Origin of the sequence: Peptoniphilus lacydonensis, assembly GCF_900106515.1 — a bacterium.
Lineage (GTDB): Bacteria > Bacillota > Clostridia > Tissierellales > Peptoniphilaceae > Peptoniphilus_A > Peptoniphilus_A lacydonensis.
Genome location: NZ_FNWF01000002.1, coordinates 257,850 through 279,066, shown reverse-complemented (window position 1 = coordinate 279,066; position 21,217 = coordinate 257,850). Strand labels below are relative to the sequence as shown.

Annotated in this window: 18 protein-coding genes; 17 read left to right on the top strand and 1 reads right to left on the bottom strand. The window is 29.1% G+C overall.

Features of this window, described 5'->3' with window-relative positions; genetic code table 11:
* Positions 1-2 precede the first annotated feature (2 nt).
* The 7 genes from BQ5450_RS01315 to tsaD all read left to right on the top strand — a co-directional run bounded on the left by BQ5450_RS01315 (position 3) and on the right by tsaD (position 5,901).
* Entirely contained in the window at positions 3-545 is a 543-nt protein-coding gene (locus BQ5450_RS01315; protein WP_010242074.1) for a hypothetical protein, read from the top strand.
* Complete coding sequence (locus BQ5450_RS01310) at positions 536-2,779, top strand: DUF3160 domain-containing protein (protein ID WP_071125704.1); 2,244 nt, start codon at positions 536-538, stop codon at positions 2,777-2,779. The genes BQ5450_RS01315 and BQ5450_RS01310 overlap by 10 nt, the downstream gene beginning before the upstream one ends.
* An 82-nt stretch (positions 2,780-2,861) precedes the next feature.
* Positions 2,862-3,395, top strand: a complete 534-nt coding sequence (locus BQ5450_RS01305; protein ID WP_010242082.1) for a nitroreductase family protein — start codon at positions 2,862-2,864, stop codon at positions 3,393-3,395.
* Positions 3,379-3,837: a tRNA (adenosine(37)-N6)-threonylcarbamoyltransferase complex ATPase subunit type 1 TsaE gene (tsaE, locus tag BQ5450_RS01300; protein ID WP_010242084.1), complete on the top strand. Its 459-nt coding sequence runs from the start codon at positions 3,379-3,381 to the stop codon at positions 3,835-3,837. The genes BQ5450_RS01305 and tsaE overlap by 17 nt, the downstream gene beginning before the upstream one ends.
* Entirely contained in the window at positions 3,818-4,492 is a 675-nt protein-coding gene (gene tsaB / locus BQ5450_RS01295) for a tRNA (adenosine(37)-N6)-threonylcarbamoyltransferase complex dimerization subunit type 1 TsaB (protein WP_010242086.1), read from the top strand. Before tsaE ends, tsaB begins: the two co-directional genes overlap by 20 nt.
* Positions 4,464-4,898, top strand: a complete 435-nt coding sequence (gene rimI, locus BQ5450_RS01290) for a ribosomal protein S18-alanine N-acetyltransferase (protein ID WP_010242088.1) — start codon at positions 4,464-4,466, stop codon at positions 4,896-4,898. The genes tsaB and rimI overlap by 29 nt, the downstream gene beginning before the upstream one ends.
* 4 nt (positions 4,899-4,902) lie before the next feature.
* A complete protein-coding gene (tsaD, locus tag BQ5450_RS01285) occupies positions 4,903-5,901 on the top strand; it encodes a tRNA (adenosine(37)-N6)-threonylcarbamoyltransferase complex transferase subunit TsaD (RefSeq protein ID WP_071125703.1) in 999 nt (332 codons plus the stop codon).
* Between the two features lie 43 nt (positions 5,902-5,944).
* Here tsaD and BQ5450_RS01280 read toward each other — a convergent pair whose 3' ends face one another.
* The gene (locus BQ5450_RS01280) at positions 5,945-7,483 is read right to left on the bottom strand and encodes an oleate hydratase (RefSeq protein ID WP_010242092.1); all 1,539 of its coding nucleotides are present in this window, start codon (positions 7,481-7,483) and stop codon (positions 5,945-5,947) included.
* Positions 7,484-7,598: 115 nt separating this feature from the next.
* Between BQ5450_RS01280 and BQ5450_RS01275 the strand changes: the two genes are divergently transcribed.
* The 10 genes from BQ5450_RS01275 to purD all read left to right on the top strand — a co-directional run bounded on the left by BQ5450_RS01275 (position 7,599) and on the right by purD (position 21,138).
* Entirely contained in the window at positions 7,599-10,490 is a 2,892-nt protein-coding gene (locus BQ5450_RS01275) for an insulinase family protein (protein WP_071125702.1), read from the top strand.
* 173 nt (positions 10,491-10,663) lie between these two features.
* Entirely contained in the window at positions 10,664-11,581 is a 918-nt protein-coding gene (locus BQ5450_RS01270) for a Ppx/GppA phosphatase family protein (RefSeq protein ID WP_071125701.1), read from the top strand.
* Positions 11,559-13,700 carry a polyphosphate kinase 1 gene (ppk1, locus tag BQ5450_RS01265; protein WP_083379670.1) on the top strand — a complete coding sequence of 714 codons (2,142 nt, stop codon included), beginning with the start codon at positions 11,559-11,561 and terminating at the stop codon, positions 13,698-13,700. Before BQ5450_RS01270 ends, ppk1 begins: the two co-directional genes overlap by 23 nt.
* Positions 13,701-13,882: 182 nt before the next feature.
* A complete protein-coding gene (locus BQ5450_RS01260; RefSeq protein WP_010242100.1) occupies positions 13,883-15,115 on the top strand; it encodes a CAMP factor family pore-forming toxin in 1,233 nt (410 codons plus the stop codon).
* Positions 15,116-15,576: 461 nt separating this feature from the next.
* Positions 15,577-16,257, top strand: coding sequence for a phosphoribosylaminoimidazolesuccinocarboxamide synthase (locus BQ5450_RS01255; RefSeq protein ID WP_071125699.1), 681 nt, complete (start codon positions 15,577-15,579; stop codon positions 16,255-16,257).
* A gap of 9 nt (positions 16,258-16,266) precedes the next feature.
* A complete protein-coding gene (gene purE, locus BQ5450_RS01250) occupies positions 16,267-16,743 on the top strand; it encodes a 5-(carboxyamino)imidazole ribonucleotide mutase (RefSeq protein ID WP_071125698.1) in 477 nt (158 codons plus the stop codon).
* 11 nt (positions 16,744-16,754) lie between these two features.
* A complete protein-coding gene (gene purM, locus BQ5450_RS01245; RefSeq protein ID WP_071125697.1) occupies positions 16,755-17,786 on the top strand; it encodes a phosphoribosylformylglycinamidine cyclo-ligase in 1,032 nt (343 codons plus the stop codon).
* On the top strand, positions 17,770-18,372 hold the full coding sequence (purN, locus tag BQ5450_RS01240; protein ID WP_234346975.1) for a phosphoribosylglycinamide formyltransferase: 603 nt from the start codon (positions 17,770-17,772) through the stop codon (positions 18,370-18,372). Before purM ends, purN begins: the two co-directional genes overlap by 17 nt.
* A gap of 1 nt (position 18,373) precedes the next feature.
* Positions 18,374-19,885, top strand: a complete 1,512-nt coding sequence (purH, locus tag BQ5450_RS01235) for a bifunctional phosphoribosylaminoimidazolecarboxamide formyltransferase/IMP cyclohydrolase (protein ID WP_071125695.1) — start codon at positions 18,374-18,376, stop codon at positions 19,883-19,885.
* A gap of 8 nt (positions 19,886-19,893) precedes the next feature.
* Positions 19,894-21,138 carry a phosphoribosylamine--glycine ligase gene (purD, locus tag BQ5450_RS01230; protein ID WP_071125694.1) on the top strand — a complete coding sequence of 415 codons (1,245 nt, stop codon included), beginning with the start codon at positions 19,894-19,896 and terminating at the stop codon, positions 21,136-21,138.
* Positions 21,139-21,217: the final 79 nt, after the last annotated feature.

The window sequence follows — 21,217 nt, the reverse complement described above, 5'->3', positions numbered from 1 at the left end:
TTTTGGACAGTTCAAGTGTAGAAAATATTTCTGCTGAAATTATTTCTATTGATGGCAGGTATGGAAGTGAATTAAAAATAAATAATGATGGCGAAGAATTTTTTATTGATGTAAAAGATATTAAACCTTGGAAAATTGATTTTTGTAATGTTGATGGAGGTGAAAAAGAGTTAGCTATTGGTGTTTATAAAAAGACTCCATTCCACCAAGAGTATGCAAAAAGATGTTTTCTATACAATATAGATTTAAAAAACAAGATACTTAAGCCAAAGTTTAGGATATCAAGACTTTATAATCCAATAGAAGATTTTAATCTTTGTGATATTGACGGCGATACTTTTGACGAGATAATTGCCATTGAAAAAAATATAGATGGAAATTATTTATTTGGAGTTTATGATTGGTCAAATTTTTCATTTGAAAGAAATTATGGAAGTAAAAATTTAAAAAATAAGCCTAAGTTCTTGGATAAAGAAAAACAAATTGAGATTGCTGGTAAAAGATATGAATTATTTTTAGAAGGAGATGAAATAAAATGGAAGTAAATAAAAAACTTATAATTTTTTCTATTTTAACGCTTTTAATTTTAACATCTTGTAATAAAAGTGAAAAAAAAGAATTGGAGAAAGATACTGCAAAAATTGAACTACAAGACACGAAATTTTTAGATGAGATGGAGAATAAAACAACTTATATTGATTATAAAGTTTCTGAATTTTCACCAAAGGTTTCTGATTATAAAGTTGCAGACGATTTTTCAAATGTGGAAAATATTAATAATTTTGGAGATTTTACAGATAGGCAAAAAGAAATGTTAAGGAAAAATTTCTTTGTAATTACAAAGCCAAGAAATTCAGAATATGTTATTTATAGTGATGATGGATGGGATTATCGATTTGATCAAATTCACCAAATTTACGAGGACAATGAATATAAATATATACCTAATTTTGTTACGACAGATTCTGTAACTCACATTTTTCATATTTTTTACGATGGATTTTTGAGAAATTTGGAAAAAGAAGAACTTTATCCAAAGGCAATTGAGTTAAATAAAAATTTACTTGCAGAAAATATAAAACTTTATAATGAAATTAATAATGAAAAATTGAAAGCGATAGAGTTAAAAAATATTGCTCTTGTAGCTACGGATCTTAAACTACTTGGAGAAGAACCTGAAAATATTCCTGAAAAAGCGAGAACTTTAGTAGAAGAGGAATTAAAAAATGTAGAGAATAAAAATATTTCTGAAAGCGTTATAAGTAACAAAGAACTTGATTATTCACAATTAATTCCGCGAGGTCACTACACTAGAGATGAAAATTTAAAAAAATATTTTAAGGGGACAATGTACTTGGGTCAACTTGGACTTTTTATTGAAAAAGATGGCGAAGTAAATGAAGAAGCAATTTTGCAAAGTTTAATGCTTACACATTCTGTTTATAAGAATCCAGAAATTTTAAGAACTTGGGAAGATTTAGTCGAACCAATTGATTTTTTAGTCGAAAATGCTGATGATCTTTCAATTAGAGAATATGCAAGAACACTTTATGGAATTTATGGTAAAGATGTAGACATAAATGAATTAGACGAAAAAGAAAATTTGAATATGGCTTATGAAATTTTGAAGGGATATCCTGATCCAAAGATTGCAGGTTTTCTTGGAAAGTCATTTAGATTTATGCCACAAAGAGCTGTGATGGATAATGTCCTTTTGCAAAATGTTATTGATATTTCAAGTGAATCAAAGCCATCAGATAGACCAATTTATACAGGGCTTGACCTTATGACTGCTTTTGGCAACGAAAAAGCTAGAGAAATTCAAAAGGAAGATCCTTATAATTCTCACTGGGATAAGTATGAAGAAAGAACAGAAGAAAATATTTCTTATGTGAAAAAAATGAATGATTTAGATTGGCAAAAGAATATGTATAGAGGATGGTTGTGGATGTTAGAGTCCTATAATCAAGAATTTGACAAGGGATATCCAATGTTTATGCGTAATGATGCTTGGGAGGAAAAGGACTTAGTATCTGCGCTAGGTTCTTTTGCAGAATTAAAACACGATACGCTTCTTTATGGTAAGGCAATTGTGGCAGAAATGGGTGGAGATGAAAATAGAGAAATTCCAAAATCTTATGTTGAACCTAATGTTGAACTTTATGAAAAGTTAAACTGGCTACTTGAATTTACAAAAGTGAATTTAAAAAATCGTGAGATGTTAAATGAAAAGTACGAAGAAAAGATAAATAATTTTCAAAACATGGTTGTGAAGTTAAGAGATATTTCTATAAAAGAACTTCAAAATGAACCTCTTACAGAAGATGAAATTTTAGATTTATTTTATATTGGTGGAGAAATGGAAAGAATTATGGTGGATTTTGTAGAGTCAACTGATGAATTTGAGATTTCTAATTGGTATGAAATAGAAAATTCAACAGATAGGAGAATGCCAGTTGTAGTTGATCTTATGAGAGTTGTAAAAAATAATGTAGGACTTCCAGAAGGAGAAATTTCTCATATAGGAACAGGAAAGCCAATGGAAATTTTTGTCATCTATCCTCACGAGGGAAAACTTTATATGGGCAGAGGAGCAACTTTTTCTTATTATGAATTTTTAAATAAGGAAAGGCTAACTGATGAAGAGTGGCAAAAAATGATTTATGATGAAGAAACTGATTTTCCAAAGTGGTACAAGGATATTGTGACTGAAGAAAAAGAAGAAATAGAATATTCTGTGAATGATTTAGATTACGAGGAAGAGATGTATAAAGAATAGTTAAAGAGGGTAAGTCCCTCTTTTTTATTGTAAAATTTCAAATTTAAAATTAACATATGTTATAATATTTTGAGGTGATAATATGCTTTTAGAATTAGTTGAAAAGAGAAGAAGTATTAGAAAATTTACTGATGAGAGGGTAAGTGATGAAGATTTAAAAGAAATCTTAACTATTGCACTTCACGCACCTACGGCAAAAAATAGGAATCCAGTTAGATATATTGTCGTTAGAGATAAAAAAAGACTTAATAAATTATCTGATTATAAAGAAAGTGGAGCAAAATTTCTTGCTCATGCAGATGTGGCAATTGCTGTTGTGACAGATAGTGAAATTGCACCAAATACAAATCATCAAGATGCGTCTATTGCTGCAACTTTTATTTTACTCGCAGCAAGTGATTTAGATCTTGGAGCTACTTGGGCAAATGTAGTTGATGCTAAGCATGAAAGTGGAATAAGTTCACAGGAATTTTTGCACAAATTTTTTGATTTAGAAAAAAAGTTTAACGTGGAATGTGTAATAGGAATTGGCCATCCTGCAGAAGAAAAATCAGATAAAATTCCCTTTGAATATTCTGAAAATGTATTTGAGGACTTGCATGATAAAGTTAAATAATTTAGAGGAAACTAAAGAATTTGGAAAGTTCTTGGGCGAAAATTTAAATCCTGGAGATGTCCTTTGTTTAAATGGAGATTTGGGTGCGGGAAAGACCACTCTTACAAAAAGTATTTCAAAGGGATTAGGAATAGAAGATTATGTAACTAGCCCAACTTTTTCAATTGTAAATGAGTATTATGGGAAGATAAATTTATATCATATTGACACATATAGACTAGATGAAAAGTTAGATGTGGATTACTTGGGATTTGATGAGTATTTTTACTCTGATGGAGTTACAATTGTTGAGTGGGCAGAAAAAATAAGAGATGCACTTCCAGAAGAATATATTGAGATAAATATTTCGCTAAAAGAAAATACACGTGAACTTGAAATTAATTTTATTGGCGATAGATTTGAAAAACTTAAGGAGAAGTTAAATGAAAGTTTTGGGGATTGATACTTCAACAAAGACTACGGCTATTGGACTTATTGATGACGATGAAGTTCTTGCTGAATATAATTTGACAGGACGAGTTTCCCATTCAGAATCTGTTACAGATATGATAGAAGAAATATTTGAAAAATTTGAATTCAATATAGAAGAAATTGATTTAATTGCAGTAGGAATCGGACCAGGTTCTTTTACAGGGCTTAGAATTGGAATTACAATTGCAAAAGTTATGGCCTTTGCATTAAAAAAGGAAGTAATTGGAGTTTCATCTCTTATTGCAAATGGTATGTCAGATGCAGGAGTTGTTGCAACAATAGTTGATGCAAGAAGAGGAAATGTTTACGCATCAATTATAAAAAATGATGAAGAACCTGAAGTTTTATTTGAAGATAATATAGTAAATTTTGAAGATTTGAAAAGAGAATTAAATAAATATGAGAGTATTTGTATTACAGGGATTGACGGAAAGAAATTTTTTCATGAAATCAAAAATGCAAAACTTTCTAAAAATTTAAATATTAAGGGCACAAATATTGCAAAACTTGGACTAATTAATTATAAGAAAAATGGTGGCGATGATATTTTTAATTTAGTTCCAAATTATTTAAAAATTTCTCAGGCAGAAGCACAATATGGAAAAGATAATAAGAAAAGCAACTGAAAAAGATGTGAATGCAATTTATAAAATTGAAGTAGACACATTTGATGAACCATGGTCTAAAAAATCAATCAAGATGCAAATTGTAGATGATGAACTTTCAGACGTTTATGTAGCAGAAATTGATGGAATTATTGCAGCATATATTGGCTATATGAAAATTTTTGATGAAATGCACATTGCAAATGTTGCAGTGAGAAGTGATTTTCGTGGCCGGAAAATTTCTAATGATTTGTTTGATGTGGTGACAAAAATTGCAGACAATGAAAATTTTAAAATGACTCTTGAAGTAAATAAAAAAAATGAAATTGCAATTAATTTGTATAGAAAATATGGATTTAAAATAGTTGGAGATAGAAAAAATTATTATGGCATTGACCAAGATGCTTACATAATGTGGAGGGAGTGATTAGATGAAAGTTTTGGCATTCGAATCATCTTGTGATGAAACTTCTGTTGCAGTTGTAGAAAATGGCAGAGAAGTTCTTTCTAATGTAATTGCATCGCAAATTGATACGCATAAAAAATTTGGAGGAGTTGTACCAGAAATTGCATCAAGGCAGCACGTAGAAGCTATTAATACAGTTTTAAAAGAAGGTCTTGATGAAGCTGATGTAGATTTAGATGATATAGATTTGATTGCAGCTACAAAGGGACCCGGACTTATTGGAGCTCTTTTAGTTGGATTAAGTGCAGGAAAGGCTCTCGCTCTTGCAGAAAACAAACCCTTTGTTGGAGTAAATCATATTGAGGGGCACGTTTGTGCAAATTATATTTCTTCAAGAGATTTAGAACCACCTTTTGTTGGCTTAATTATTTCTGGAGGACACACTTATTTAATTGAAGTAAAAGATTATATCGATTTTACTCTTTATGGAAGAACTGTTGATGATGCAGTGGGAGAAGCTTTTGATAAAGTTGCTAGGTCTTTGGGCCTTCCTTATCCAGGCGGGCCTGTAATAGATAAACTTGCAAAAGAAGGAAAAGAAACAATAGAATTTCCAAGAGTTATGATAAAAGACGAAAACTATAATTTTTCTTTTAGCGGTTTAAAGACGGCTGTGTTAAATTATTTAAACAGTTCTAAACTTCGTGGTGAAGAAATAGTTGTAGAAGATGTATGCAAGTCATTTCAAGAGGCAGTTGTAGATGTTCTATTAGAAAAAACTTTTAGACTTGCAAAGGAAAAAAAATTAGATAAAGTTGTTTTATCTGGAGGAGTTTCTGCAAATTCAAGAATAAGAGAAGCTTTTGTTGAAAAAGGAAAAAAAGAGAATATTAAAATATTTTATCCTGATTTAAAGTTATGTACAGACAACGCAGCAATGATTGCGTCTGCTGCTTATTATAATTATATTTCTGGTAAAGTGGAAAAAGAAAATTTTGCAAATCCAAATTTAGGATTAAAATAAAACTCTCTTTGCCATTTAAGGTAAAGAGAGTAAAAACTTTATTTTATAAATTATTTATAAATTTTAATATCTCAATTTTTGAAATATTTTTTTCAAAGACTTCTAAATGATCTATGCCCATAATTTCGTGGGCATTTTTTATACCCTGAGAAACTAATTTTTCCACAGAGTAATTTTCTCCAAATTCAGGACTTTTTGAAGAAATAAAGAATAAATTTGAGATTCCATTTATATTTTTGTTGTAAATTTCTTTTGGATTTTTTTTGTAATCTTCTAGTATAGATATGCTGACATTTTCTAAATTAAATCGGAGTTTTCCATAATAATTTTCTAAATTAAATAATTTTATAATTTCGAAGAAAAAGTCGTCGCCACTCATTGATTTAAAATTATCTCCAACAAATATTGAATTTTTATTTGGATCTAAAATTTTAAGAAATACATGATTATCTTTAACTTTCACAGAAATTCCTGATTTTACTTTAAAAATAAAGAAATCTTTATCTTTTAAGTCTTTCTTTAAATTATTTACAAAAGAAGCATCAGAAAAGTCAAGTCTAACATAAATAATTGATTTATCAAAAGTTCTTCCTTCAATTTCTCTATAAATATTTTTAGATTCATTATATATTTCTTTAGAAAAATAAGTATTTAAAATATTTTTAGGGAACTCTTTTAAATTGCCAATGTATAAATTATCAAGATAAGATGGAGATTCAATTGAAATAATGTCTTTGACATCAGTATAAATATCTTCTACTTGGTTATCTTTTTCAAAAATTAAATTCTCAACATAGTTTTCTTTTGCATTAAAATTCACAAATTTATAGTTTTCATAAAAATTAACCCCTAAATCTTTTAAATAGTTTTTTACTTTTTTATAAATTTTATCTGTATCAAGATCAAAATAATATTCAGATCCGATAAAGTCAATTAAAGCTTCTTTAAATTCTGATATTGGGCTAGTAGATTTTAAATTGTATAAAGAAGCCAAGTAGTAGTATAAATTTGTATTTAAAAAGTCAGTAAATAAAAAATATTTTTCAATAGTTTCTTTATCTTTTTTTTCATCTTTTGAAAAGTCAATTGGATGCAATAAGAGTTTATATATTTTCTTTTTACTTTCTTCATCTATTTTTGTCAATTTGGGATAAATTTCTCCAGATAAATTTAAGAGTACAGGTTTTTCTTTTTTTTCTATTTTCTTATAAATTTCCTTTAGTTCTTCTTTACTTAAAATATTTTTTAGCATTTCTAAAGTATTTTGAAAATTAAATTTTGAAAATCTATTGTCAAAGGTTGGATAAGTATTTTCTGAATCTTCTATTTCTGTGAACTCATTGAAATATTTTGTGTAAATGTTTATATTAGAAGGATCTAAATTTGCATGGTTAATTAAAGCAAAGGCAAGAGATAAATTTCCAAATCCATCACCAAGTAAAAAGGCTTTTGTATTTTCATCTCGATTTGGTAACAAAATTTTTACTTCTTCATCTTTTGAAACTTTTTTTGCAGCAAAAAACGCAGCAGAAATTGTGGCAGCTGCAAGTGCCATTTTTTTAATGTCATCTTTTTTTGACATAACCTCACCTCATAATGTTTTTACCCAATTTTTACTTCATAAATTAAAGTTTGTTAAATTGTTTTTTTATAAGTATAATAGGAGGAGAAATAAATTTTTAGAGGGAGGTATTTTTGTGGAAAAATATAAATTAATCGAAGAAAAATATATAGATGAAGTTGCGTCAAATTGTAAAGTTTATACTCATATAAAAACTGGCGCAAGAGTTCTTACCCTTTCAAATAACGATGAAAATAAAGCTTTTGGAATTGGATTTAGAACGCCGCCAGAAAAAGGCAACGGAGTGTGTCATATTGTTGAACATTGTGTGCTATCTGGTTCTAGAAAATTTAGGACAAAAGAACCTTTTATGGATTTAATTAAGTCATCTCTTCAAACTTTTTTAAATGCAATGACTTTTCCTGACAAGACAATTTATCCTGTGGCAAGTAGAAATGAAAAGGATTTTTATAATCTAATGGATGTATATCTCGATGCAGTTTTCTATCCAAGAATTTATGAGGAAGAAAAAATATTTTTACAAGAAGGATGGCATTACGATTTAAAAAGTGAAGATGATGAATTAAAATATAATGGTGTTGTTTACAATGAAATGAAAGGAGCTTATTCTTCTTCAGAAAATATTGTTGCAGATGGCATGAGTTTTTCTCTTCACGAAAACTCTACTTATGGAGTTGATTCTGGTGGAGATCCAAAACTTATTCCAAGCCTTAGCTATGAAGAGTTTAAAGATTATCACAAAAAGTACTATCATCCATCTAATTCTTATATTTATATTTATGGAAATCAAGATATGGAAAAGGTTCTTGATTTTATAGACAATAATTATCTTTCAAGCTTTGAAAAAGAGGAAATTAATTCTGAAATTATTTTAAATGAAGAATTAAAAGAAACTAAGGAAGTTCATATGACTTTCTCTGCTTCGAAGGAAGAAATGAAAGAAAAAATTGATTATCTTGCAAAAGGATGGACAATTGGTTATGCAAATTCTAAATTAGATGTATTTATGAGAGATTTCTTGGCTGAACTTTTAATAGATGCTGAAGGTGCTCCTTTAAAAAAAGCTATTTTAAAATCTGGTCTTGCGGAAGATGTTTATTCAGAAATTTCTTCTTCATTGCCTCTAGACTTGTCAATAATTTTGAAAAATACTGATGCTAATAAAAAAGATGAGTTTTTGAAAATTTTAAATGAAACTTTAAATGATTTGGTGAAAAATGGAATAGATAGAGATCTTTTAGAAGCCACTTTAAATAAATTTGAATTTATTTTTAGAGAAGGTGGAGGCACACAAAAAGCAGTAGTCTATTATATAAGGGCATTAAATTCTTGGCTCTATGATAAGTCGCCTTTAGATGCACTTTATTATAACGACATTTTAAATGAAGTAAAAGAAAAAATAAATGACAATTTTGTGGAAAACTATATTAAAGAAAAGTTAATTGATAATAATTATTCTGTTATTTTGTCTGCAACTCCAGAACTAAATAAAGATGAAAAACAAGACAAAAAACTAAAAGAAGAACTTTTAGAATTAAAAGAAAAAATGTCTAATGAAGAAAAAAGAGAAATAATAAAGAAAAGTATTGATCTTGATAGGTACCAAACAGAAGAAGACACAATAAAAGATAAGGACACAATTCCTTCCCTTAAGCTATCTGATATAGAAAAGGAAGTTACCGATTATCCTTTTGAAGAAGATAAAATAGGAGATGTAGTTTATTTAAAATCAAATCAAGACACAAATAGGATTGTCTACACTACAATATCACATGACATTTCATTTATAAAAAAAGAAGAACTTGAAACAATGTCGATTCTTCTTTCATTAATTGGCTTAATTGATACAAAGAATTATTCTTATGAAAAATTAAATAATGAAATTTACAAATCAACTGGTGGAATAACTATTACTCCAACAGTTTATGTTGACTCAAAGAATCCAGAGAAATATTCTCTTAGAATGAATGTAAAGATGAAGTCAACTGCAGAAAATGTTGGTAGAGGTCTTGAAATAGTAAAAGAAATCATAACTAATTCAGTAGTTGATTCAAAAAATAGAGTTAAAGAAGTTTTGAACATACTAAGATCAAGAATTGAATCGACAATGCTTCAAAATGGACACCAATTTATTGTGTCAATTTTAAAATCATATTATTCAGAAGTGTCAGATCTTGAGTCACATGTTGGCGGGCTTTATTATTATCAATATATGAAAGATCTTACAGAAAATTTTGAAGAAAAATGGGAAAGTTTTAAAAATTCTGCTGAAAATATTTATGAAAAGCTATTTACAAAAGATAATCTGATTATTTCAACATCAGGAAATATTTCTGATCTAAATAATATTAAAGATGAATTAGAAAATTATATTAACGAATTAAAAAACAATGAACTGGTTAAACCAAAATATGAATTTGAAAATACAAACAAGAATGAAGGACTATATACAACTTCTAATGTTGTATATGTTTCTAAAGGATATAATTTAAGAGAGCTTGGACTAAATTATTCAGGAGATTTAACAGTTCTTGCAAATATTTTAAATTCCTATTATCTTCACAATGAGATAAGAGCAAAGGGCGGGGCTTATGGTGCAGGAATAACAATTGCGCGCACTGGAGAAATGGCAACATATTCTTATAGAGATCCAAATTTAAAAAATACAGCGAGAGTTTACGACAACATTGGTGAATTTGTTGAAAATCTGAAAATTTCAAATGAAGATTTAAAAGGTTTTATTATTGGATCAATGAATGCTTTTGATCCACTATTATCACCAGGACAAATTGGTGACGTCAATCTTTCAAGATATATAACAGGCTTGAAAAAAGATGACCTTGAAAAATTTAAAAAAGAGGCATTAAACACAAGAATTGAAAAACTAAACTCTTATGGAGAAATATTTAAAAAAGCAATGGAAAAGAATTATATTGCAGCTTTCGGAAGTGAAAATATAATTAGAGATGGCAAGGATCTTTTTAAAGAAATAAAAAGTTTGAGATAAAATTAAAAATTATTAAAAAAAGTCAGTTGTCAAAGGACAGTTGACTTTTTTAATAAAATAGAATATAAAGAGCAGTACAGGATACAAATAATATAGAAGAAAAATTACAAATTATAAGTAAAAATTTTACAAAAAATTTACAATTTAAGTTTACGATTAATATGAGGAAAATTATGAGAAATGCAATAGTAGATATAGGATCAAACACAATTAGATTAATCGTTTTTGATGTAGAAGAAAATAGCAGAAGTTTTAAAAAAATTTTAAACAAAAAGTACACAGCAGGTCTTATTACTTATGTTCATGATGGTGAGCTTTCAAGAAAGGGAATAAAAAAGCTTATAAAAACTTTATCTAGTATTAAAAATATTGTAGAAGAATTAAGTGTGGATTCTTTCACGCCCTTTGCAACAGCTTCTCTTAGAAATTTAGATAATACAGAAGAAGTTTTAGAAGAAGTACAAAAAAGTTTGGGAATAAAAATTGATGTTTTAGAACAAGTTGAAGAAGCTTTTCTTGGAAATATTGGCATTAGAAGTGAAATAGACATCAAAGAAGGTATAACTATTGATATAGGAGGTGCCAGTACAGAAATTGTTTATTTTGAAGAAGATGGGCCCTCTGATTTTATAAATTTAAAGACAGGCTCACTTCTACTTTTTGGGGAAAATGTAAGCACGATTTTGCCAAAGAAAAAAGAAATTCGTTCAATAGAAAAATCTATTAAACGTGAAATTAAGTCCTATTCATTTTCACAAAAAGCAGATAAATTAATAGGGATAGGCGGAACTATAAGAACTACTGGAAAAGTTATTGGAGATCTTTGGGGTGAAGACGAAAAAAATTTTACCCTAGATGATGTTTATAAACTTTTGGATCTCATAAAAGATAGAAATACAGAAGCTATTAGGTCAATTATAAGGACAAATCCTGCGAGAATTCATACAATAGTTCCTGGAATTATAATTTTAAGGACAGTTATGGAGAAATTTGGAATGTATGAAATACAAGTTTCTTCGAATGGACTTAGGGAAGGTTATTTAATTTATAAAGTATTGGATGGTAATAATGAAATCATATTTTCAAAATAGAGAACTCTCTTGGCTGAGATTTAATGAAAGAGTTTTGTTAGAAGCGACAGAAGAAAGTGTCCCAGATCTTGAAAAATTAAAATTTGTCAGTATTTTTGTTTCAAATTTAGATGAATTTTTTATGGTGAGAGTTGGGTCTTTATATGATCTTTCTTTGTTAAAAAAAGAAGTAATAGATAATAAGACTGGAATGAATGCAGAGGAACAAATTTCTGCAATTTTAAAAACTCTTCCACAAATGTATAAGGAAAAAGATGAAATTTTTGAGAAAGTTTCAAAGGATTTAGAAAAATCAAATATAAAAGAATTAAAATATTCGGATTTAAATTTGGAACAAAAAAAATTTGTAGAAGATTTTTATATGAAAAGAATTGATCAATTAGTTTCACCACAAATTGTGGATTTAAATCATCCTTTTCCATTTTTAGAAAACACAAAACTGTATGCTTTTGCTCAACTAGAAAAAAATAAAGAAAAGGTATTTGGAATAGTTCCTGTTAGAAATACATATCCAAAGTATTTACTTTTACCAGGAGAAAATGTGGAATATATTTTGATTGAAGAGATTATTTTAAATCAAATCGATCAAATTTTTAAAGATTATAAAGTTTTATCAAAAAATATAATAAAAGTTACAAGAAATGCAGACTTTGTTGATGATAGAGATACTTGGGAAGAATTTGATGATTATAGAGAATATATGAAAAGCATATTGAAAAAGAGAAAGAGATTAAATGTTGTAAGACTTGAATCTCAAGGAAAGCTTTCAAAATCTTCTCTTAAATTTTTGCTTGAAAAAACTGAATTAAGAGAAGATGCTTATTTTCCAATAGAATCTCCATTAAATATGAAATACGTTTTTGAATTAATTGATGATATACCAAATGCGATGAAGAAAAAACTTCTTTTTGATGATTTAATTCAATATAATCCAGCAGATTTCACAAGAAGTGTAATAGAAGATATTAGACAAAAGGATAGGCTTTTATCTTATCCTTATGACAGCATGGATACTTTTCTAGAACTTCTAAAAGAGGCTTCTAATGATCCAAACTGTAAATCTATAAAAATTACTATTTATAGACTTGCAAAAAATTCAAAAGTGGTAAGATATTTGACACAAGCAGCCCAAAATGGAAAAGAAGTTACAGTTTTTGTTGAACTTAAGGCAAGATTTGATGAAGAATCAAATATAAATTATGCAAATATATTGTATGAAGAAGGTTGCAATATTATTTATGGATTTAATAAATATAAAACTCACTCAAAGATTTGTCTAATAACTTTTAGAAATCCTAAGACAGAAAATTTAAATTATATAACACAAATTGGAACGGGAAATTACAACGAATCAACTGCAAAGCAATATACAGATTTTGCTCTTATGACAGCTAATCCAGAGATTGGACTAGATGCAACAGATTTTTTCAAAAATATGTCCCTTGGAAATTTAAACGGGAAATATATGCACCTTTTGCAATCTCCTACATCTCTTAAAACTGGTTTAATGCATCTTGTTGAAAGAGAAATTGAAAAAGGAGAAAAAGGATATATTCTTTGCAAATTTAATTCTCTTACAGATAAAGATTTTATAGATAAATTTGTAGAAGCATCACAAAAAGGCGTAAAAATAGATTTAATTATAAGAGGAATTTCCTGCATGTTGCCTGAAATAAAAAATCAAAGTGAGAACATAAGAATTAGATCTATTGTTGGAAGATTTTTGGAACATCCACGAGTATATGTTTTTGGAAAAGAAGACCCAGTAATGTATATTTCTTCGGCAGATCTTATGACTAGAAATACTGAAAATAGAGTGGAGATTGCAACGCCAATATTGGATGAGGAAATAAAAAATAGAATTTTAAATTATTTAGAAATTCAATTGAAAGACAATGTTGGAGCTAGAACTATGAACAGTTCTGGAGAATATGAAAAGATTAGTATAGATAATGATAGATTAGCCTCTCAAAAGTATTTTATAGAAGAGGCAGAAGCTAGAAAGAATAGAATGAAGAAGGGAGATAACAATAAAAATAATATTGAAAAAACAAATAGTAAACAGAAGAAGTCCTTCTTGGAAAAAATATTTGGTTTTCTAAAAAATAATAGAGATTAACGGGTAATTAAATTAACTAAAAGAAAGAGTTTGCAGAAATTTATTTACATCATAAGAAAGAGGATTTATACTAAAGTCGTAGTAAATGATAGTAGTAATATAAAATCTAGATAAATTATGAAATCATTTTACTGCGGTTAGTTTATTTAAAAAGTAAATTAAATAACAGGGGGTAATTATTTATGAAAGGAAAAAACAAATTAGTTGGAGTATTGGCAGTAACATTATTATCAAATGCAGCAATGCCAATGGTGTATGCTGCATCAGGAACTTATTCTGTTCCAAATACAGCTATTTATGCCCAAACAAATGAAGCAGCATTAAATGAAGCAAATTCCAAATTAGATTATTTGGGTGATTTGATTGATGGAATTGAAAAGATTGGTGATTTAACTGGTCAAGAACTAGGTTGGTTAAAGGAATTAAAAGAAGCCTATAAAGCTATTAGTAAAATTGTTGAAGGTCTTGAAAAAGGTGTAGGAAATATAGCTGAATTAAGGGCTAAAGTTATTCCAAGAATTGACTTATTAATAAATATTGCTGAAACAATTACAGCAGATGCAACTGAACTTTCAGACAGTCAACAACAAGCACATGTAATTATAGGTTTTGCAGTAACACGTGCTGTAGTAAAAGCTGTTGATCCATTTGAAACAGCAGACGAACTAAAGAAAGCATCAAGCGATTTGACAGCAGCTTTAGATAGAGCCAGAGCAGTTCCAAAACAAACAGAAGACTCAGTTAGAACACACTATAATTTAGAAAAATTAAATAAAGCAATTAATGATGCAAAAAGAGCAAGAAATAAAGAATTACGTAATAAGTTAGATGCTACTATGTTGGCAGAAGTTGACATGGCTATTAAAAAAGCTGAAGATGTAAAAAGAAATAATAAAGCTACTGTAAAAGAAGTAGCAGAAGCAGCAGATGAACTTAATGCTAAAATTGAAGAAGCTTATAATTCTATTCCTGAAGGAGAAAGAATAGCAAGTAAGAGTACAAAAGTTGAATTAGAAAAAGATATTAAGATTGCTAAGAATGTACGCAAAGAACTAAAAGGAAAAGTTGATTCTTCAGTTATAAAAGAATTAAGTAAAGCTATATCTAGTGCTGAAAGAGTTTTAAAGAATAATAGATCAACTGTAAATGAAGTTCAAGAAGCTGACAAAGCAATTGTAGAAGCTACAAATATTGCAAGAGAAGCTATAAATGTAGTTCCAGAAGAAAATCCAGCAGTTGAACCTGAAACTCCAGTTGTTCCAGAAGAAGACCCAGCAGTTGAACCTGAAACTCCAGTTGTTCCGGAAGAAGACTCAGCAGCTCAAGATGAAACTACTCCAGTTGAAGATAATAATAATGAAGTTGAACAACCAGCTGATGAAGTAGAAGAAGCTTTAGTAGAAGTTGTTGAATAATTTTATAGATAAAAAGTTATTTGTAAAAATATATTCTTTATAATATAAAACTAAATAATATTTATATTAAGACTCTGGGATTTATGAAATCTCAGAGTTTTTTTGGAATATTTGAAAATTTTTAGAATTAGAATTTTAAAATAAAACTCTATAAAATAATTGTTATTAACAATAAATAATTTATAATTTAATATTAATTTTAATTATAGGAACTTCAAAATAATTTTTAATTGCTATTAAATATTTAAATAGATAATCTTGACAATCAAAGTGTTAATTGTTAAGATTTAATTGTATGAGAGCTCATTTTGAGTGAAAGTGTGCCTAGGGATCCGGGCTTTGCCAAGGACCGAGCGGTACGGATACTTTTTTTAGTATCACACCTTAGGGAAAAAAGCCCAGAGGGGTAGGTTTTACGAAATCTGCCTCTTTGGGCTTTATTTAATTTTACTGGAGGAATTATGAAGACTATTTATCAAGGAAAAACTAAGAATGTTTTAGAAGAAGATGGAAGATGTTATTTACAATTTAAGGATGACATGACAGGAACTGACGGAGTTTTTGATACTGGTGGAAACCAAGTAGCTGGTAGTATTGAAGGTGCGGGGAAAGAGTGCTTAAAAGTTACAAAATTTTTCTTTGAAAAAATTAATGAAGCTGGGATTAACACTCATTATATTTCCTCAGATGTTGATAATAATTTAATGGAAGTTAAAAGAGCAAAGGTTTTCGGAAAAGGTCTTGAAGTTATTACAAGATTTAAAGCTGTTGGTTCTTTCTATAGAAGATATGGTCTTTATATTGAAGAAGGTGCTGATCTTCCTGAATATACTGAAATAACTTTAAAAGATGACGACAGAGAGGATCCACTTATCACTAAAGAAGGTCTTGTTGCTCTAGATATTTTAAAGCCAGAAGAATATGACAAGATTGTAGAAATGAATAGAAAAATTGCAAATATTGTTAAAGATATTTTAGCCGAAAATGGACTTGATCTTTACGATATTAAATTTGAATATGGTAGACTTGAAGGTTCAGATGAAATTGTTTTAATTGACGAAGTAAGTGGTGGAAATATGAGAGCTTATAAAGATGGAAAATATGTAGAGCCACTTGAAGTTTCAAAGTATTTAGACATATAAGGAGTAAAAATGAGAGTATCAATTATAATGGGGTCAATTTCTGATAGAGAAATTGCAGATAAAATTGTTGCAAAATTAATGGAATTTGGAATTGATTACGAAGCCAAAGTAATTTCTGCTCATAGAGCCTTAAATCAGTTGCAAGATTATGTTAAAAACGCTGAAAATGAAAGTGAAGTGTTCATTTCTATTGCAGGAAAAGCTGCACATCTTGGTGGTGTAATTGCCGCTCTTACTACTAGACCTGTAATAGGTGTTCCTGTTAAGAGTTCAACTCTTGATGGACTCGATGCACTTCTTTCAACAGTTCAAATGCCAAGTGGAGTTCCAGTTGCAACTGTTGCAATTAATGGCGGAGAAAATGCAGCAATTTTAGCTGCTGAAATTCTGGCTATTAAAGATGATAATCTTAGAGAAAAATTAAAGAAATTTAGATCTGATATGTCAGAAAAAATTGCAAACACCGATTATGTTTATGAAGGGTAGAAGGAGTGCAAATGGCAATTAATTATAAAGATGCAGGCGTAGATGTTGATGCAGGTCAAAAAGAAGTTGAGTTAATAAAAAGTATTGTTTCTAGAACTCAGTCAAAAGATGTATTGTCATCTCTTGGCGGGTTTTCAGGCCTTTTTAATTTAGATTTAAGTGAAATTGACAATCCTGTTCTTGTAAGTGGAACTGATGGTGTTGGAACAAAAGTTATTTTAGCACATAAGCTTGATAAACACGACACTATTGGTATCGACTGCGTTGCAATGTGTGTCAATGATATTTTGTGTCAAGGTGCGAGACCACTTTTCTTTTTAGATTATATTGCAACTGGTAAACTTGTTCCTGAAAAAATGGAAGAAATTGTAAAGGGCGTTGCCGAAGGATGCATAGAGTCTTCTGCTTCACTTATTGGCGGAGAAACTGCAGAAATGCCTGGAGTTTATCAAGAAGAACAATACGACCTTGCTGGATTTTGTGTCGGCGTTGTTGACAGAGATAAAATTATTGATGGATCCAGTATTAATGAAGGAGATATTATTTTTGGGCTTTCATCAAATGGCATCCACTCTAATGGTTATTCTCTTGTTAGAAAAATTGTGTTTGACCATTGTGATTTTCAATTAAGTGAAAAATTTGATGAACTTGATTGTACTCTTGGAGAAGAACTTTTAAAGCCAACAAAGATTTATGTAAAAGAAATCCTTGAACTTCTAAAAAAAATTGATATAAAGGGCATGAGTCATATAACCGGTGGAGGATTTTATGAAAATATTCCACGAATGATACCAGATGGACTTTGTGCAAAAATTGATGCCTCTGTTATTGAAACTCCTGAAATTTTTAAACTTTTAAAGAAGTGGGCTGACTTAAAAGACGAAGATATGTACTCTACCTTTAATATGGGTGTTGGTTTTACTTTTGTAGTTTCAGAAAAAGATAAAGAAAAAGTTCATGATTTCTTTGAAAATAGCGATGTAAAACTTTATGAAATTGGAAAAGTTGTGTCTGGAGAAGATAAAATTGAGCTTAACTTCTAAAAATATTGCAGTTTTAATTTCAGGTGGTGGAACAAATCTTCAAGCCATTATAGATAATACTAAAAATAATTATATTAATGGAAATATAAAAATTGTCATTTCAAATAAAAAGAATGCCTATGGACTTGTTAGGGCAGAAAATAATGATTTAAAGGCCGTTGTCATAAATGATGACGACCTTCTTATTAAATCTTTAAAAGAAAATGAAATTGATTTAATTGTTCTTGCTGGATATTTAAAAATTTTGCCGGAAAAGCTTACAAAAATTTATGAAAATAAAATAATAAATATACATCCATCATTAATTCCTTCTTTTTGTGGAAAGGGATTTTATGGTATAAAGGTTCATGAGGCCGTCATCAAAAAAGGTGTTAGATACACTGGTGCCACAACTCATTTTGTAAATGAAGGTGCAGATGAAGGTCCTATTATTATGCAAAAAATTACAGAAGTTAAAAATGAAAATCCAGAGGAACTTCAACAAAAGGTTTTAAAACTTGAACATGAAATTTTAGTTGAGTCTGTGAAATATTTTTGTGAAGATAAACTTAAAGTTGTTGATGGAAAAGTTATGATTGGGGGTTAATATGAGAGCACTTATTTCGGTTTTTGATAAGGATGGAATTGTCGAATTTGCGAAAGAACTTATTAATAAAAATTGGGAAATAATTTCTACTGGCGGTACTTTTAAAAAATTAAAAGAAGCGGGCATTGATGTAATATCTGTTGACAGCGTGACAGGATTTCCAGAAATTTTAGATGGAAGAGTAAAAACATTAAATCCTAAAATTCATGGAGGAATTCTTGCAAGACATGACATAAAAGAACATATGGAAACTTTAAAGGATGAAGGAATCATACCAATCGACATGGTTGTAAATAATCTATATCCCTTTGAAGAAAAATTATTAGAAGATTCTAATCATGAAACAATGATAGAAAATATTGACATAGGTGGACCTTCAATGATTAGAGCAGCTGCAAAAAATTATAAAGATGTTTTTATTGTAACTGATCCAAGGGATTATAAAGGTGTACTTAATAATTTAGATGGCGACAATTTAGAATACAGAGAATATCTTGCAAAAAAAGCTTTTTCTTATACAGCACATTACGATTCTTTAATCTCAAATTATTTTCTAAAGAGAATGCCAGAAGAATTTCCTAAATATATAAATAAGAGTTATGAGCTTTCAGAAAAATTGAGATATGGAGAAAACCCTCACCAAAAGGCTGCCTTTTACGAAGATTCTTATTATCCAGATAAAATTAATTATAATGTTTTACATGGAAAGCAAATTTCTTATAATAATTTAAATGATATGTATTCTGCTTTAAATGCAGTTATAAACTTTGAAAAACCTGCCGCTGTTGCAATAAAACATACAAATCCTTGCGGGATTGGAACAGGTGAAACTTTAGAGGAAGCTTTTACAAAGGCTTATGAGTGCGATGATGAATCAATTTTTGGTGGAATAATTGCTCTTAATCGTGAAGTTGATGATAATACAGCAAATCTTCTTTCAAAAATATTTTTAGAAATTATTGTTGCACCTAAATTTTCTAAAGAGGCCTTTGAGATTCTTTCGAGAAAGAAAAATATTAGACTTATAGAAATTCCTGAATTTAAAAGGCTCTATAAAAATGGTAAAAAATTTAAACAAGTTCTAAATGGAATTATAGTCCAAAATTCTGACGATATAGTTTGGAATGAAGAAAATATTTCCTTTGTTTCAAACAGAAAGCCAACTGAAAAGGAACTTGAAGAATTGAAATTTGCGTTTACTTGTTGCAAATCTACTTTTTCTAATTCTGTTGTTATTTCAAAGAATGGTGGAACTTTAGCTTTAGGCCAAGGAGAAACAAAAAGATCTTGGGCAGTGGAAGAATCAATTGAAAGAGCAGGAGAAAAGGCAAAAGGTGCAGTTCTTGCATCAGATGGTTTTTTCTTCAGAGATACAATTGAACTTCTAAGTAAAGCTGGTATAGAAATGATAGCACAACCAGGTGGATCTGTAAAAGATAGTGAAGTAATTGATTATGCTAATGAGCATAATATATGTCTTGTATTTACTAATGTAAGACATTTTAGACACTAGGAGGACAAATGAAAGTACTTGTAATTGGAAATGGTGGACGTGAACACGCACTTGCATGGAAACTAAAAGAAAGTCAAGATGTTGATGAAGTCTATGTAGCAAAGGGAAACGGTGGCACAGAAAGCTTTTGTGAGAATTTAGATATTGATCCAAAAAATATTGATGAACTTTTAAAATTTGCAGAAGATAAAAAAATAGATCTCACAGTTGTTGGACCAGAAGATCCTCTTTGCATGGGAATTGTTGATGCATTTAATAAAAAGGGACTTAAAATTTTTGGACCAAATAAAGAATGTGCAAGATTTGAAAAGTCAAAGGAATTTACAAAGAAATTTTTGGAAAAATATTCAATCCCAACTGCAAAATATGAAAGTTTTGAAAATTACGAAGATGCAATAAAAGGAATTTCAAATTTTGGTTATCCTCTAGTGGTAAAAGCAGATGGGCTTTGCCTTGGAAAAGGTGTAACTATTTGTGAAAATAAAGAGGAAGCAGAAAATGCACTAAGTAAAATCTTTAAAGATAAAATTTTTGGAGAAGAAGGCAGTACTGTTGTAGTCGAAGAATTTTTGCGTGGAGAAGAAGCCTCTGTACTATGTCTTGTTTCAAATAACAAATTATTTCCACTTGAAAGAGCAAAGGATCACAAGCAAATTTATGACGGAGATAAGGGGTCAAACACTGGTGGAGTGGGAACTTATTCTCCAGTAGAAGCAAGCAAGGAGCTTGAAAAAAATCTTGAAAAAATTTATAGACAAATTGAAAATGGCCTTGATTCTGAAAAACTAAGTTATTCAGGAATTTTATTTATTGGATTTATGATAGAAAAAGATAAGCCAAAAGTTTTAGAATTTAATGTGCGCTTTGGTGATCCAGAAACAGAAGTGTTAATGCCAAGGCTTGACTGTGATCTTTTTGAAATTTTAAACAGGACAATTGATGGAAAACTTAAAAAAGAAGATATAAAATGGAAAAAAGAAACTTGTCTTACAGTAATTATGTGCTCTGGAGGATATCCAGAATCCTACGAAAAAGGAAAGGAAATCACAGGATTAAATGATATAGAAAAAGATATAATAGTATTTCACAATGGAACTAAAAAGACTGATGCAATTTATACAAATGGTGGAAGAGTTTTATCTGTAACAGCTCTTGGCAATGACTTGAAAGAGGCAAGAGAAAAAGCTTACAAAAATGTAGAAAAAATAAAATTTGATAAAGCATATTTTAGAAAAGATATTGGAATAAAATAAAATAATTTAAATTGGTAGGGAAACCTGCCTTTTTTCTTGTAAAAAATTACTTTTGTATTAAACTATAAAGAGGTGATTA